9 protein-coding genes are annotated in these 13,956 nt (G+C 53.7%); 1 reads left to right on the top strand and 8 read right to left on the bottom strand.

Translation table 11 applies throughout. The features are described from left to right. The 7 genes from HGBM_RS10200 to HGBM_RS10170 all read right to left on the bottom strand — a co-directional run bounded on the left by HGBM_RS10200 (window position 1) and on the right by HGBM_RS10170 (window position 10,224). Entirely contained in the window at window positions 1-1,425 is a 1,425-nt protein-coding gene (locus HGBM_RS10200; RefSeq protein WP_019121007.1) for a glycosyltransferase family 2 protein, read from the bottom strand. Between the two features lie 25 nt (window positions 1,426-1,450). Beyond that, complete coding sequence (locus HGBM_RS10195; protein WP_019121006.1) at window positions 1,451-2,620, bottom strand: HEAT repeat domain-containing protein; 1,170 nt, start codon at window positions 2,618-2,620, stop codon at window positions 1,451-1,453. A gap of 17 nt (window positions 2,621-2,637) precedes the next feature. Further along, the gene (locus HGBM_RS10190) at window positions 2,638-4,872 is read right to left on the bottom strand and encodes a hypothetical protein (RefSeq protein WP_019121005.1); all 2,235 of its coding nucleotides are present in this window, start codon (window positions 4,870-4,872) and stop codon (window positions 2,638-2,640) included. 305 nt (window positions 4,873-5,177) lie between these two features. Continuing rightward, entirely contained in the window at window positions 5,178-5,540 is a 363-nt protein-coding gene (locus HGBM_RS10185) for a PqqD family protein (protein ID WP_019121004.1), read from the bottom strand. 8 nt (window positions 5,541-5,548) lie between these two features. Further along, entirely contained in the window at window positions 5,549-7,435 is a 1,887-nt protein-coding gene (locus HGBM_RS10180; RefSeq protein ID WP_019121003.1) for an OPT family oligopeptide transporter, read from the bottom strand. Between the two features lie 100 nt (window positions 7,436-7,535). After that, window positions 7,536-8,966, bottom strand: a complete 1,431-nt coding sequence (locus HGBM_RS10175) for a sigma-54 interaction domain-containing protein (protein ID WP_019121002.1) — start codon at window positions 8,964-8,966, stop codon at window positions 7,536-7,538. 49 nt (window positions 8,967-9,015) lie between these two features. Then, a complete protein-coding gene (locus HGBM_RS10170) occupies window positions 9,016-10,224 on the bottom strand; it encodes a trans-sulfuration enzyme family protein (RefSeq protein WP_019121001.1) in 1,209 nt (402 codons plus the stop codon). Window positions 10,225-10,653: 429 nt separating this feature from the next. On the opposite strand from HGBM_RS10170, the gene HGBM_RS10160 reads away from it, so the two are divergent. Next, a complete protein-coding gene (locus tag HGBM_RS10160; protein WP_245552940.1) occupies window positions 10,654-11,730 on the top strand; it encodes an outer membrane protein assembly factor BamB family protein in 1,077 nt (358 codons plus the stop codon). Window positions 11,731-11,866: 136 nt separating this feature from the next. Here the strand turns inward: HGBM_RS10160 and ggt are convergent, their stop codons facing one another. Then, entirely contained in the window at window positions 11,867-13,894 is a 2,028-nt protein-coding gene (gene ggt / locus HGBM_RS10155; RefSeq protein ID WP_019120997.1) for a gamma-glutamyltransferase, read from the bottom strand. Between the last annotated feature and the right edge of the window lie 62 nt (window positions 13,895-13,956).

The raw sequence follows: 13,956 nt of genomic DNA, 5'->3' as shown, positions 1-13,956 counted from the left end.
TTACGTCGTTTGCGATTTGGTTGTTTCCACCTTCCAGCTCTGTCTGGTCATCACTCCCCAGGTATTGTTGTTGCGCAGGAATTCTACGTGACCGAGCAGCCGCCACAGCGCTCCAATCTGACGGTAGCCAAAGAACATCAGAAAGGAGTACCAGAGCATCTTTCCGACGTCCCTCATCCTCGGATAGCGGCGGAAGGCTATCTCTTCCAGCAGAATCGACGCGACACTCAGAAGATAGCCGAACAACAGGTTGATTGCCATAAAGACAAGCACGATGTTGGCATTCGTCATATCCATCAGGCTGTATCCGATCAGCGCAAGCAAACCGGAGATTTTAAAATACGGATTCAGCGTTTCGAAGATCACGTTGTAGGGCATGGTCAAGAGTCCCATCACCTTGTACCTGGGGTTGAAGATCATGTCGCGGTTCTCCAGCATGTTCTTCAGGTTTCCCCGCCCCCAGCGCTTCCGTTGGCTGCCCAAAATCCGCAACGTGTCTGGCGCCTGGGTCCAGCAGACGGCATCGGGGCAAAAGGCGATCCGGTAAGGCAGCTTCTGGTCCAGCATGTACCGGTGCAGTTTGATGATGATGTTCATGTCTTCCCCGGGGTAGCCTTCGCGGTATCCGCCGACCTTGACCACGTAATCCTTGCGAAACACGCCGAATGCGCCTGAGACGATGATCAGCCCGTTGATCGAGCTCCAGCCGATGCGGCCGCCCAGAAAGGCTTTCATGTACTCCAGTGTCTGAAACATCGGGAGAATCTTGTCAGGCAACCGGACTTTCTTGACGATGCCGTCTTCAATGGTGCATCCGTTGGCAATGCGAATGTTGCCGCCGATCGCTACGGTCTCTTCCGGGTTTTCCATGTACACCTGGGCAATCCGGATCAGCGCATCCTTCTCCAGCAGAGAGTCGGCATCGATGGAAGAGATCATCGGATAGTGCGACAAATTGATGCCTGCATTGAGCGAGTCGGCTTTGCCCCCGTTATTTTTGTCAATCACGTAGAGATTCGGGTAGGCAGGATTATGGTATACCCCCTTAATCGGGGTAGAGTGGACGACTTCCTTGATGGCCACCTTGGACTGCCGCTTCAATCCAAACTCGTCGATCATCACCTGCAGGGTTTTGTCGCGGGATCCATCATTGATGACGATCACTTCATAGGTCGGATAGTTCAGGGCCAACAGGGAACGTACATTTTCGATGATCGTCAGCTCTTCGTTAAACGCGGGAACCAGTATCGAAACCGGAGGGACGAATTGCGAGCCGGCCAAAGACTGGTAGCGCGAGTAAGCTGCCCGTTTTACCGTCTTGAAAATGTTGGCATATGAACAGCAAATGATCGTAAAGTAGATCGTATTCACGATCAAAACGTAGTACATGGCGAACCATCCATACCCGAGTAAAAGGTCCCTCATGGGTCCCCCCTTTCCGGCGAAATTCTCAGATCGCCTGATTACTCTGCATGTCTTTTCCAAAGAACATTTCATAGATGTGCAGCTTTCGATTGTGGCTGATCAGCTTCTCTACGTTATTCAGATCGTGCATCGGCCTGATCAGCGACTCTTCAATCGCCGACTGCGCCATGTGGGAAGCCTCCAGATTAGACGTGTCGGCCGCCGCCTCACACAGAGCGTAAAACCCATCTTCTCCCAACATCGCGAGGCTGCTGGCGCTGTTGTAACTGACCCACCAGTTCGGGTCCCGCAGAGAATCCTTCAGCAAGCCGATGTATTCGGTAGTGCCCCAAAACCCGATCGCCTTTGCTGCGGCTGCGCGAACCTCCCAGTCGGCATGCCGCAGCAGCGCCTTCACATTTGCCACTGTCAGCCAGTTGCTCGTCCTGGTGAAGAGCTTGACAGCCTTGATCCTCAGCTCCTTTTCGCCTGTCGTCAGCAGGCTGGACAACTGGCCATCGAGTCGGGAGTCGATCCCCACGGACAGACCGGTCAGGCCCACTTTTACCAGTTCAGCATCTGATTCGCCGAGGAATTCGATGAGCAGCGGACTGCAGTCGATCGGTGATTCCCGCAGGATCTCGACGATCAGCTGGTGCGTGTGTTTTGACTGCTGGACCAGGTGCACTGTCATCTGCCGCAAATCATCCTCATCGCGGGCACATCTGGCGATAGCCCGGGCGACGATGAACAGGTCCGGCTGCCGGCGCTGCTTCCTCAGTAATTCCAGCAAGTCCGGCACGGCCTGCTGTGCGCGCATGACCCCTAATTTGTAGGCGGCATCCATTTGCACAGTGGAACACCTGCTGTGAAGACGGCGCTGTTCCAGATCGGCCAGACCCAGTTCCTCGCAAAGCTGGGCCAATTTTTTGGAGTCGTTTCCCCTGACTCGCTCCATCCAGTCCATCAGCTGCCGCTGAATGACTGTTAATTCCCGGGCACTTGGCGTTTGGGGAGGCAGCTTCAGCCTCTCCTCGCCTCCCAGGTGAGCCTGGATGTAGGAAAAGTAATCGGCGTATTTGCTGCGGATCTTCGCCTCCTGCTTTTCCCGCGAAATTCCCCTTGCTTTTACTGTCAGAATCACGGCAAGCAGCACGGCGATTAAAACAATCGAGACGTAAATGAACCCCATTGCAATTGCCATATGGTCAACCATCCAGGTTCCTCCTCTGCCTATTTTCCGGTATTGTTTTTCGCTTGATCACCTATCTGCAAATATGCCTTCCGCATGATCTCGTAACTCTGTTTTGTTCGCTCGTGGTAGTCGACTTTTTCCCACGCAGGCCAGCGATAGATGGGCAATTTCGTCACGGGATAGACCGGGCCGTCGCTCGCAAGCCCGATCACCTGATTGGCAATCCGCTCCTTGATCCAGGGGATGAGGCGAATTCCCTCGGATTGTTCACTGGCAAATCCTTTGCCTTCGTCCCGGTAGCTCATGACTTGAAGCGAACTGGGATCGGTAAAGCCGAGCAGCATCCACGGAATCCGCAATTCGACAACCTGCCCGCTCGCTTGCCACATCGCCAGCGAATCGTAGTCCGGGTCTGCGGGGTCAGTCGTCCCCCGTCTTAGCTTGCCTACTGTCACATCTTCGAAGGGGTGATATTCCTTCGTATCAGGCGGCTCCATCTGCAGGCTTACCGCCAGCTTCCACGGAACGAACAGCCCGGAATCGTCCTGCATCGCCTGTTCATCCACTGGGATCATCCCGTACCGCTGCCCGTACAACCGGGTGTGAAAATCGTAGTTGGAGGCGATTTTCACTTCGCTTTCCGCCTGATTGCCGAGGACGACCAACGCCTCCATCCCCTCGTCCAACTGCTTGCCGGGAAGTTCCGGTCCATGCCGGTTCCCCCCTGGGATGGTGTCTGCCCCGAGGTAAAGAATCTCTTTGGAAGGGTCAAACGGCTTCGTCAATTTCATCAGCACGTACACATACCCTTCGTCATGCGTCATCCAGATCTCTTCAAAGCCTGGCGCATTCACATTCAGCCTCGTTTTCTCCTCCGGCGAAAGCTGTTCCCAATCATCTGCGCGGCCGTCGATCCGCAGAACCCCTTCTTTCCCCGGATACATCCCCAGCACCCCAAACATGGACTCGTTTGTCAAAACATTCAGCCAAAACGACCGGCGGTCCTCTGGGAGCTCAAATTTCATCGTATTCCATGTCTTTTTAAACCACTCGTCCTGCCATGCGAACAAGATCGCACCTGCGTACCCCTCCTGGTAGATTTCACGGAGCAATTCGGCGTCGACTTCCCCTTGTTCCTTTTCGTTGTGTCCGCCTTGATCTCGCCCCAAATTGCCGATATGGGCCACTCCGAGCGATGATGGAACGCCAAATTCCGTCACCATGATCGGCATCCCTTTGTGGTACGCTTTCAGCTTCTGCAGGTACGCTTTATATGAATCCGCTTTTCCCGCTTCGTTTTTCACCTGCTGCAGTTCCTGATCGTGGCGGAATAAGTCGGGATAGTAGGGATAGACATGATAAGAGGCAAAATAGCCCGCTTGCCAGTCAACCGCTTTGATGTGGGTCGGATCGACGCTGACCATGTCTTCATGGATCATCGGCTCGCCCGGATGGGTAAGCGGATCGGTTGTCACCCAGTTGGTAAACGTCATCGGGTGGCGCCAGCCTTGCCTTGCTTCCAGCTCGGCCGTATAGTTGATCATTTCCGCCAACCAGCTTTCAAACGGGGACGACTTCTCCGTCGCCTGAAAGTGCTCCCCCTCAAACCGGGGCTCTCCCTGATGTTTTTGGTTTGTTTTTTTCACCATCACCGGATCCCATTCGGTACCGATATGCCAGGCCAGCAGATACTGTCCGGCATTCGCACGGTAACGTCCGCTCGCTTTCCCCGACTTTTCCGGAATGGTGACATTTCCGTATACCGCCCCCACAGCATCGGCGATCTCGCGGCGAAACTCCTCGCGTATCTCCGGCAAGAAGGCATCCTGCTTTTCAATCAGCGCCTCTTCCGGCGTCCATACTCCTTGTATAAAGTAAAGCGGATCGTCTTTTCTCTGACGGTTATATTCGACAAGCGCTTCATAGAAGACAGGCTGGTGAATCGTATACACCCGGATGACATTGGCCCCCATATCCTGAATCATGGCGAACCAGCGCAGGTAATCCTCCTTGGTGACGGGCAGTTCCCCCGGATAGCGGCCGGGCAGCGACGCGCCCAAATTGACCCCTTTGACAAAGAAAGGCTGCCACTGTTTGTCATGGTAAACTTCCAGCTGCTCGCCGTTTGTGCGGAATTTCACATAAGCGCCTTCTGCTGTCTCCATGCTTTCAACAGTTACATTCGGCCAATACCAACTGAAGTACCCAATACAAGCGCCGGCAAGAATCGACAAGACGACCAATCCCAACCGATTTTTTGAATTGCGCCTCATCATGTTTTTCTCCTTTGGACCAACATTTTATCGGGTTCGGTTGTCTCATGTGGGTCATTATATAACGTAAAAACTGCCACCTTCTATAGTCGCAGCTACCTAATCAGCTTCAGGGCAAGTTGTTAACACTTTTTTAATAACTTTTTGAGTTTGAACTTAAATCCCCATATTTTTGTTAGTCAAGTCATGCAACTTTTTTCCAAATACAGCTTTTTTCCTAAGTCTAATCAGATGGGTCAGATGCGATTTTGGGAAAGAAGAACGGATTAAAAAACAGGAGGTTGCGCCTATGTTTCAGAAAATTTTTACCAATCCTTAGCATTCACCCACCCAATCCATCCGTTATTTTCTACCATTTTAAGGAAAATAATCAGCCGCGGAACGACTGGCTCGGCCTTGTCAGCGAACTTTTTCGACACCAGTTCGGCAATTTCTCTGACTGTATGACTGCCGTTGCAGTGGCGTATCACCCAACTGCCAAGGTCGTCCAGCTGGATGCGGAAGCAGGCCGGTTGATTCAGGAACCTGACCGACAACCGCTCCAGCCAGCTTGTTCGGGGGACAATCAACGTATGCCTGTCCCCGTCTGTTTCCAGCTGCAATCCTCGGCGAAGAAGCGGAGACATCTCCAACATATTCGGTACAGGCCGCTTTTTGCCGATTGGCACGATTCTCCTCACCTCTCCTGCTTTGCCCGAACGGATACAAACCAGAGGAGAAGAGCCACCGCTGCGAACAGCAAGAGAGAAACCAGCCCGTTCGGTATGGCCACCTGGTTGGGCAGCTGTACTTTTAGCCAGATGAGGACGGCGATCACCACGCCGATCAGGGACTCGCCCGCGATCAGGCCCGAGGCAAACAGCGTGCCTGTCTCGATGCGCACTTTTTTGGCCCCGTCGCTTTTCGCAAAGCGTTCGACTAGCCATCTAATGATCCCTCCCACCATAATCGGCATGCTGGTGTGGATGGGCAGATAAATCCCGACGGCAACCGTCAACGAGTTTAATCCTAAAAACTCGATGACAATTGCCGAAGCGGCGCCGATGAAAATCAAATCCCAAGGCAGATTGCCCGCCATCAAGCCTTCAATAATCAATTTCATCAGGACAGCTTTGGGAGCCGGAAGTTCTGGCGACCCCATCACATAGGTTTGGTGCAGGACGACCAACACAAAGCCGATCACCAGCCCTGACGCGATCACGCCGATCATCATCGCCAGCTGCTGCTTCCAGGGAGTAGCTCCGACCAGATAGCCCGTCTTCAAATCTTGGGAAATATCGGCGGCTACGGCAAGTGCCGTACAGACGATCGCCCCTACGGTGAGAGAAGCTGCCATCCCGACCATGCCGGTCACGCCAGCCAGTTTGAAGACGATGGTTACGATCAAGAGCGTCGCGATGGTCATTCCGGAAACCGGGGAGGAGGAGCTTCCGACAATCCCGACGATTCGCGAAGCGACCATCACAAAAAGGAACCCAAACACGGCAATGGCAATCCCGCCGATGATGCCCACATCGGTAAGCGGAGAAAAAGCAATGACCAGAATCAACAGCACAACGCCGACGAACAGCCAGATATTCGGAATATCATGTGCAGTTCGTTCGATCGTCTGCACCCGATTGCCGCGCTGCAGCCCCTTCAAGGTATCGCGCAGGGAAGCAAACAGCATCGGCAGCGTTCTGACCAGCGTAATCAACCCTCCGGTTGCAATGGAGCCGGCGCCGATATAGCGAATGTAGCTGTCCCAGATCCCCCAGGCGTCCAGCTTGCCAATCGGTTCGGTCCCGGGAAAAATCGGATGCGCAGTTCCCGCTCCAAAGAAACCGATTATCGGTGTGAATACCGTCCATGCCAGAACCCCCCCGGCCAGCATTTGACCGGAGATCCGCGGGCCGATAATAAATCCGACTCCCAGCAGGGCAGGAAACGTATCCATTCCGATCAGCGCATTTTTAAACCGGTAAATCCCCGTTTCGATCTCCGTCTTAAACAACAGGAACCCGTCGCCGAGCGCCTTGAACAAGCCGCCCACCGCGAAGCCGGAAATGACGAGCCAGGCGGTTTTTCCGCCGGTCTCCCCAGAAATAAGCACCTCTGCGCATGCGGTACCTTCAGGATACGGCAATGTATGATGCTCGTTTACAATCAGCAGGCGCCGCAGCGGAACCATCATCAAGACGCCCAAAAAGCCTCCCGTCAGAACAATGAAGCTGACGACAGCCTGGCCAGGGGTCAAGTTCCACAAAAAAAGCGCCGGCAGAGTAAAGATGGCACCCGCTGCCACTGCTTCCCCAGCCGTCGTCATCGTCTGTACGATATTGTTTTCCAAAATCGATTCGCGCCGAAAAATGCCGCGCAAAATGGCCATGGAGATAACGGCAGCCGGAATCGAGGCGCTTACTGTCATGCCGATCTTCAATCCCAAATAGGCGTTTGCCGCACCGAAAACGATCGCCAGAATGATTCCGAGGATGACGGCAAAGACCGTCAATTCGGGCAGTGATCGCGCAGCCGGGATGTAGGGGACAAAGCCAGCAGATGATTTGGTTGCACCGACTTTCACTGTTGTTACCCCCCGGTTGTGACATTTGCTGTTCGTATTATCTGCTTTTCCCGGTAATCTACTCAAAAAATGAGCCCCTTCCTTGAAGAAGGGACTTCTGCTAGCCGATTTTATACTTCTCCAGCTTGCGGTAAAGCGTAGACAAACTGATCCGCAATTCATCAGCGATCAAAGCCTTGTCATTCTGATACTTCTCGGATAATAAATAGCGCTGCAGCACGCTTTTTTCGTACAGGGAGACCATCTGTTCCAAACCGCCACTACCAGAGGTCGGCTGCCTGTTTTCCGGAGGAAGCAAATAGTCGGGCAGCTCCTCGGGTCCAATCACCTCAGACTCCGCCATGTTGACCATGTACTCAACAGCGTTCTCCAATTGTCTGATGTTGCCGGGCCAATCGTACCCGACGAGCCACTGTTCCAACTGGGGTTCGATCCGCAGCGGCGGACGGCCTAACAGCTTGCAGTACTTTTCCAAAAAGAAGTGCAGGTAGAGATGGATGTCGCCGCGGCACTCCCTGAGCGGCTTTGTATATAACGGGATCACGTTGATCCGGTAATACAAATCTTCGCGAAAAGAGCCGTTTTCCACCATCTTCTCCAAATTTTTGTTGGTGGCGGCGATTACCCTGACGTCAATCGGTATGGATTGTTTTCCGCCGATCCGATCGACAGACCGCTCCTGCAGTACCCTGAGCAGCTTTGGCTGCAGCGACAGCGGCAAATCGCCTATTTCGTCGAGGAAAATCGTCCCCCGATGGGCCAGTTCGAATTTCCCGACATTGCCTTCCCGCTTGGCCCCGGTAAAGGCTCCTCCCTCATAGCCAAACAGTTCGCTTTCCAACAGGTTTTCCGGAATCGCCGCACAGTTGACCGCGATAAACGGGTATCCTCTCCTGCTGCTTTCGTAGTGGATCGCTCTGGCCAACAGCTCTTTGCCGGTCCCGCTCTCTCCCCTGATCAATACGGTCGAGATGCTGTTGACAACTTTTTTCGCCTTGACGATGACTTCGCGAAGTCCGCTGTCCTTGCCAACGATGCTGTCAAACGAAACGGCCCGCTGGGGAACCGTCTCCTCCTGGATCTGACAAGCGCTGTCCAGACTGATGATTTTATTCTCCAGCAGGGTGCTCATGTGGTGAAGGAATCTGATCAGCTTATCCGAGTTTCGGATCATCTTATCCTTTTGTTCCGCGGAAAAGCCGATGATCCCGATCACACCGACCGGTTTATTCCGCTTGAATACCGGAAATCCGATCGTCGCCAGTTCTTTGCACTGGTGGAGAAACTTGCAGCTCATGCACTCTGCTTCGTTTTTCTTCATATCGTAGATCATTCCGGGCTGCCCCGTTTTTAATATCATCCGGAAAAAGGACCCGTCAGGCGCCGGCTCACCGACCAAGTCCCGGTAGTAGCCGGTCCCGCTAATACGGACGCCGTTTTCGTCGAGCATCGTCACGTCCAGACCGAGTACATCGGCGATGTTTTCAGCGTACGCTTGGACAAATTCCTGCATGTGTGCAAAGACGGCCATATTGTCCTCCCGTTTTATCAGTAGTCAGGCCGCGGGAAGTGGGACCGGATTACACCGTGGCGAGATTTGCACCAGTCCTGCTCACCTGTGCCAAGGCCTGGTCCAAATCGTTGATGATATCCCGGGTGTCTTCCAAGCCGGTCGAAAAACGAATGAGACCATCCGTAATTTTAAAGCGTTCCCGCTCCTGCGGCGGAATTGAAAAATGCGTCATGGATGCCGGATGCTGAACCAGCGTTTCCGGATCTCCTAAACTAAAAGATATCATAGCCAGCTGCAAAGAATTAATGAATTTTTTGGCTGTTTCATATCCGCCCTTCACTTCAAAGGAGACGATCCCGCCCATACCGTTCATCTGTGCTTTTGCCAGCGAGTGCTGAGGATGTTCCGGCAGCCCCGGATAGTACACCTTGTCAATCGCGGGATGGCTGCTGAGAAAGCGGGCTACCTCCTCGGCGCTGCGGCAGTGCTGGCGGATTCGCAGCCCCAGCGTCTTTAAGCCGCGCAGGATCAGGAACGAGTCCCAGGCGTTCAGCGGCTGCCCCAAGTCTCCCATGATATTTTTCCGCATGAAGTGGATATCCTCTTTTCGCCCGACGATAAAACCGGCGATAACATCTCCGTGTCCATTGAGGTACTTGGTCGCGCTGTGAATGACGACGTCCGCCCCCAAGTCCAGCGGTCTCTGCAGGACAGGGGTCATAAACGTATTGTCGATGATCACTTTCATCTTGTAGCTGTGCGCCAGTTCAGACAGCCGGCGGATATCCAAAACCGTCAGGCAAGGGTTGGACGGTGTCTCGATGTACAGTACTTTCGTGTTCTTTTGAATCGCATTCTCGACGGCCTTCAGGTCGGTGCAGTCGACAAAATCGACCTCGATCCCAAACCGCGGCGCCAGCGAGGTGAGAAATTTATGACTGCCGCCGTAGACATCCTGCGTGCAGAGTACGTGATCGCCGTGCTTCAGAAAAGCCAGCAGAGATCCGGAAATGGCTGCCATCCCGCTGCTCACGCCCAACGCCGCTTCGCCGTTTTCCAGCTGGGCAATCTTCTCCTCCAGCGCCTGTGTCGTCGGATTGCCGTATCGTCCGTAATACGTTCCCGCCCGCTCGCCTGCGACGACCGCCGCCGCCGTGTCAACGTCGGGAAACGCATAGGCCACAGCGGGAATCAGCGGCGATGCGATGATGCCGGTCTCCCTGTCAGGACCTTTGCCGGCATGTATAATTGTCGTGTCTACGTTCCATTTCATCATCAGTAATCCTCCTGCTTTTCGTTTCCCACCCTCTTATGCAAATACCGTGCCAATTGGCAAAAGGGGATAAAATCGGGCTTCTCCCTTCGGTCATTCGCAGTCTTGCAAAAAGGCGTTCTTGGCTTTGACAATGGACGGCCCCCTATGAATGAAATATTGAGGCCAGTTCTTGAAACATAATGCAGCCCCCTGACTTATTGCCCACCCAAATTGTCAGGGGTTTGCCTGTTTTCACGGTTGGAGTTGGACGGCGGCGGCAGGGAGTGGCGGCGTTTTCTGCAGGTTCTGCGCTGTCGGCCCTATGCGGTTGATCGCATCGAGATTGACTGCAAAAAGTAGGAGAAAAATATTACCAAATCATCATTTACTCTAAATTCCAATTATTTAAAAATTAAGATGAAAATATATAGGATGGGAGTGGTGGAAGAAATGGTTTCTGCAATCCGGAAACAAAGCAAAATGCTGCAGAAGACAAGGCTGGCGTTGTTGGGCCTGGCCTGCGCGGCGCCTCTCTTCTGGGGAAGAGAGGCGGCGGCGGAAGTTGGGCAGGTGCAGTGGGAAAGAACGTACAAGTACCTGTGGCAGGATAACTATAACAATTTTCAGCACGCCTCCGACGGAAGCATTCTCTTCTCCCGGAAGAACGGGAACCAGTATGAAATCGTAAGGGTGGATAAAGCGGGGAAGTTGAGGCCGGAGGTGGCTGTGCCCAGTGAAAAGCTGCGCCAATTGACCGGTTTTGCCAAGACCGGCGACGGTGGGTACCTGCTGTCCGGGCTTATCCCGGCAAGCGGTTACGACCGCAATATCCGCCTCGTCAGAGTGGATCAGGATGGACAAGTAAAATGGGACAAGACGATCACCGGATCAGGCTACGAATACGCCCAGGCCGTGCGGCAGACCGCCGACGGTAACATCGTACTGCTCGGGAGGGACATAAAGCTGGACGATGAGTATCGCTATAACGGAGATATCTACTTGGCGAAAGTTGACCCGGCAGGGCAGACCATATGGGAAATCAGGCATGAGACCGGCGGCAACACTACTGGCCAGTCGCTTGTGGAAACGCCGGACGGGCGACTGGTGGTCGCCGGAAATGAACGCACAATCAGTCACTTCCGGGAGGGCATCGGGCTGGGCTATCTGCTCAAGGTAGATCAGGCGGGAGAGAAGGTATGGGAGAAGACGTTGCCAGGCGACACCAGAACAAGCGGAATCAGGGACATTCAACTGACGAAAGACGGCCATCTGCTCGTCAGCGGCTACGTACTTTACAACGATATCAACATGAACGCCAGTAAGTCGGACGAGTACGTCGCTTGTCTCGATCAAGACGGGAACAGCGCCTGGGAAAAAGTGTTTTCCGGCGGTGAAGAGCATCGGGAAGGATATTTGATTCAGTCAACCGCAGACGAGGGCTGTCTTGCCGTTGGACTGGAAGAAAAGAACTACAGCAGTGAATGGGTGCTGCACGTCAACAAGCTGAAGGGAGGGGAGGACGAATAGCACATAGCCTCGCTGAAAGCGAGCGGGTCAGAGCTTGCGGTATTGAGAAAAAGTAAAAAATAGCCCTGCAACACTGCAACGGTGCTGCTCGGGCAATGGAAGGCCCCGAGCGGTTTCGGGGCCTTTGCCAAGCGATTTACTTCGTTAATTCGATTGCCGATTCGGCTGCATTCCAGGTCACTTTGTACCCGAGTGCTTCGGCTACTTTTTTGACCGGAAGGAAATATTTTCCATTTATTGTAATTCCCTCTTGCTGGAATCCAGAGGTGTCTCCTTTGAGCCCAAGCAGCAGTTTGTCCGCTTGAATATACGCCGTTCCGTCCTTTAATACCATTTGGTCAACCGTGTACGGATAAGCATTTCCATTTACCTTTAAAGTAAACGGTCCCTGCTGCACGTCCTCGACGGGCTGCGGCTTCGGCGCGGTGAAGCGGACGCCGTCGACGCCAAGCACGGTTCCTTCCCGGGTGGTGTCAGCACCGCCGTACATCTTGCCCGTCTCAAAATCGTACAGGACGGACTGCACGTTGCCAATATCGCCGGGCTGTTGGTCAAATACGTGTCCTTTGGACATCAGCTTCAGGATCACGTCCTGATCGATTCCGGCTTCCCACTGTACATTCGGATAACTGCTGGTAAAGATTCTCGGTGTCGTGATCGCTTCCTGGATCGGCAGCTTATGATCGATGACATTGAGAATCGTCTCGGCGACGGAAGCGATGATCGTGGAGCCTCCCGGCGAGCCTACTGCCATAAAGGGCTTGCCGTCTTTTAGGACCAGCGTCGGAGACATGCTGCTCCGCGGACGCTTCCCAGGCTCTACTTGGTTGACCCCGCCCGGTTCTGCGTCAAAGTCGGTCAATTCGTTATTCAGCATAAACCCGTAGCCTGGGACCATGATACCTGATCCGAACACGTCTTCAATCGTCGTCGTATACGAAACGAGATTGCCCCATTTGTCCATGACGGCAAAGTGGGTGGTTTGGCCAAGCGGAGCTTCCTGACCGCTAGGTTTTACTTCAGCCGGCTTTGCTTTGGTCTCGTACTTCCAAGGATCTCCGGCCGCAACGTTTTGGTTGACTGCATCCGGATTGATCAACGCCCGTCTTTCTTTGATATATTGGTCGTTGATCAGCCCTTCCTTGGGCACGGGGTAAAAGTCCTCATCGGCCATGTACTTGGCCCGGTCGGCGTAAGCCAAATGCATCGCCTCGATCAAATGGTGCAGGTACTCAGCGGAATTGACGCCGTCCTTCTCGTTGTCAAAGCCCTCCATCAACTTCAAGATCTGCAGGACCGTCAATCCACCCGAACTGGGAGGAGACATCGATACGACCTCATAGCCGCGGAACATCCCCCTGACCGGCTCCCGCTCCTTCACCGTGTAATTCTTCAGATCTTCCATGGTCATCGAGCCGCCGCGTTTGTTCACCTCAGCTACCAACGCCTGGCCGATCTCACCGTTGTAGAGGGCGTCGATGCCTTTGTCTTTGATCAGTTTAAACGTTTTGGCCAAGTTCGGCTGGACCAGCAGATCTCCTTCCTTCAAAGGAGCTCCTTCCGGCACAAAAACCCATCCGGCCGTCTCGTACTGCGTCAGCTTTTTCGTTGAATCCCGGATGTATTGAGCTGTAATCCAGTTGACCTTTACGCCCTTTTCCGCCAGGTCGATGGCCGGATCAATCACCTCGGACAGCTTCATCGTCCCGTATTTTTTCAAGGCCGTATCCACGCCCATCAAAGTGCCGGGGACACCGACCGCCTTGCCGTTTGTATGCCGCTCGTAGAAGGGAACCGGCTTGCCATTTTCGTCTAAGAACTGCTCCGGGAAGGCACTCCCCGGCGCCACTTCGCGGCTGTCGATCACGGTGATTTTATTTTGGTCCTTGAGGTAGATCATCATAAATCCGCCGCCCCCGATACCGGACATCATCGGCTCTACGACGTTTAAGGCGAACTGGATTCCGGCTGCCGCATCGACCGCGTTGCCGCCTTTCTCTAGGATCTGTTTGCCGACTTCTGCCGCAGCAGGGTGTGATACCGCAACGATCCCCTGTGTAGCCGCTTCCATCTTGTCGGAAACCCCGGGCACTTGTGCAGCAGCAGGTGCGACAAGGGAAAATACCGTGAAACCAGCAACGAGCATAGACGCAAGTTTTTTCATACAATCCCCCTTCTTTTACAAATTTTGAATATCCAAAACATATTATATACCTCTGTCGGTTC

Origin of the sequence: Brevibacillus massiliensis (assembly GCF_000311785.1) — a bacterium.
Taxonomy (GTDB): domain Bacteria; phylum Bacillota; class Bacilli; order Brevibacillales; family Brevibacillaceae; genus Brevibacillus_C; species Brevibacillus_C massiliensis.
This window is presented reverse-complemented; position numbering and strand designations above follow the sequence as displayed.

Coding starts and splice junctions, on each gene's coding strand:
- ggt (WP_019120997.1), bottom strand. CDS start 13,894: ATGAAAAAACTTGCGTCTATGCTCGTTGCTGGTTTCACGGTATTTTCC.
- HGBM_RS10190 (WP_019121005.1), bottom strand. CDS start 4,872: ATGAGGCGCAATTCAAAAAATCGGTTGGGATTGGTCGTCTTGTCGATT.
- HGBM_RS10200 (WP_019121007.1), bottom strand. CDS start 1,425: ATGAGGGACCTTTTACTCGGGTATGGATGGTTCGCCATGTACTACGTT.
- HGBM_RS10195 (WP_019121006.1), bottom strand. CDS start 2,620: ATGGTTGACCATATGGCAATTGCAATGGGGTTCATTTACGTCTCGATT.
- HGBM_RS10175 (WP_019121002.1), bottom strand. CDS start 8,966: ATGGCCGTCTTTGCACACATGCAGGAATTTGTCCAAGCGTACGCTGAA.
- HGBM_RS10160 (WP_245552940.1), top strand. CDS start 10,654: ATGGTTTCTGCAATCCGGAAACAAAGCAAAATGCTGCAGAAGACAAGG.
- HGBM_RS10170 (WP_019121001.1), bottom strand. CDS start 10,224: ATGATGAAATGGAACGTAGACACGACAATTATACATGCCGGCAAAGGT.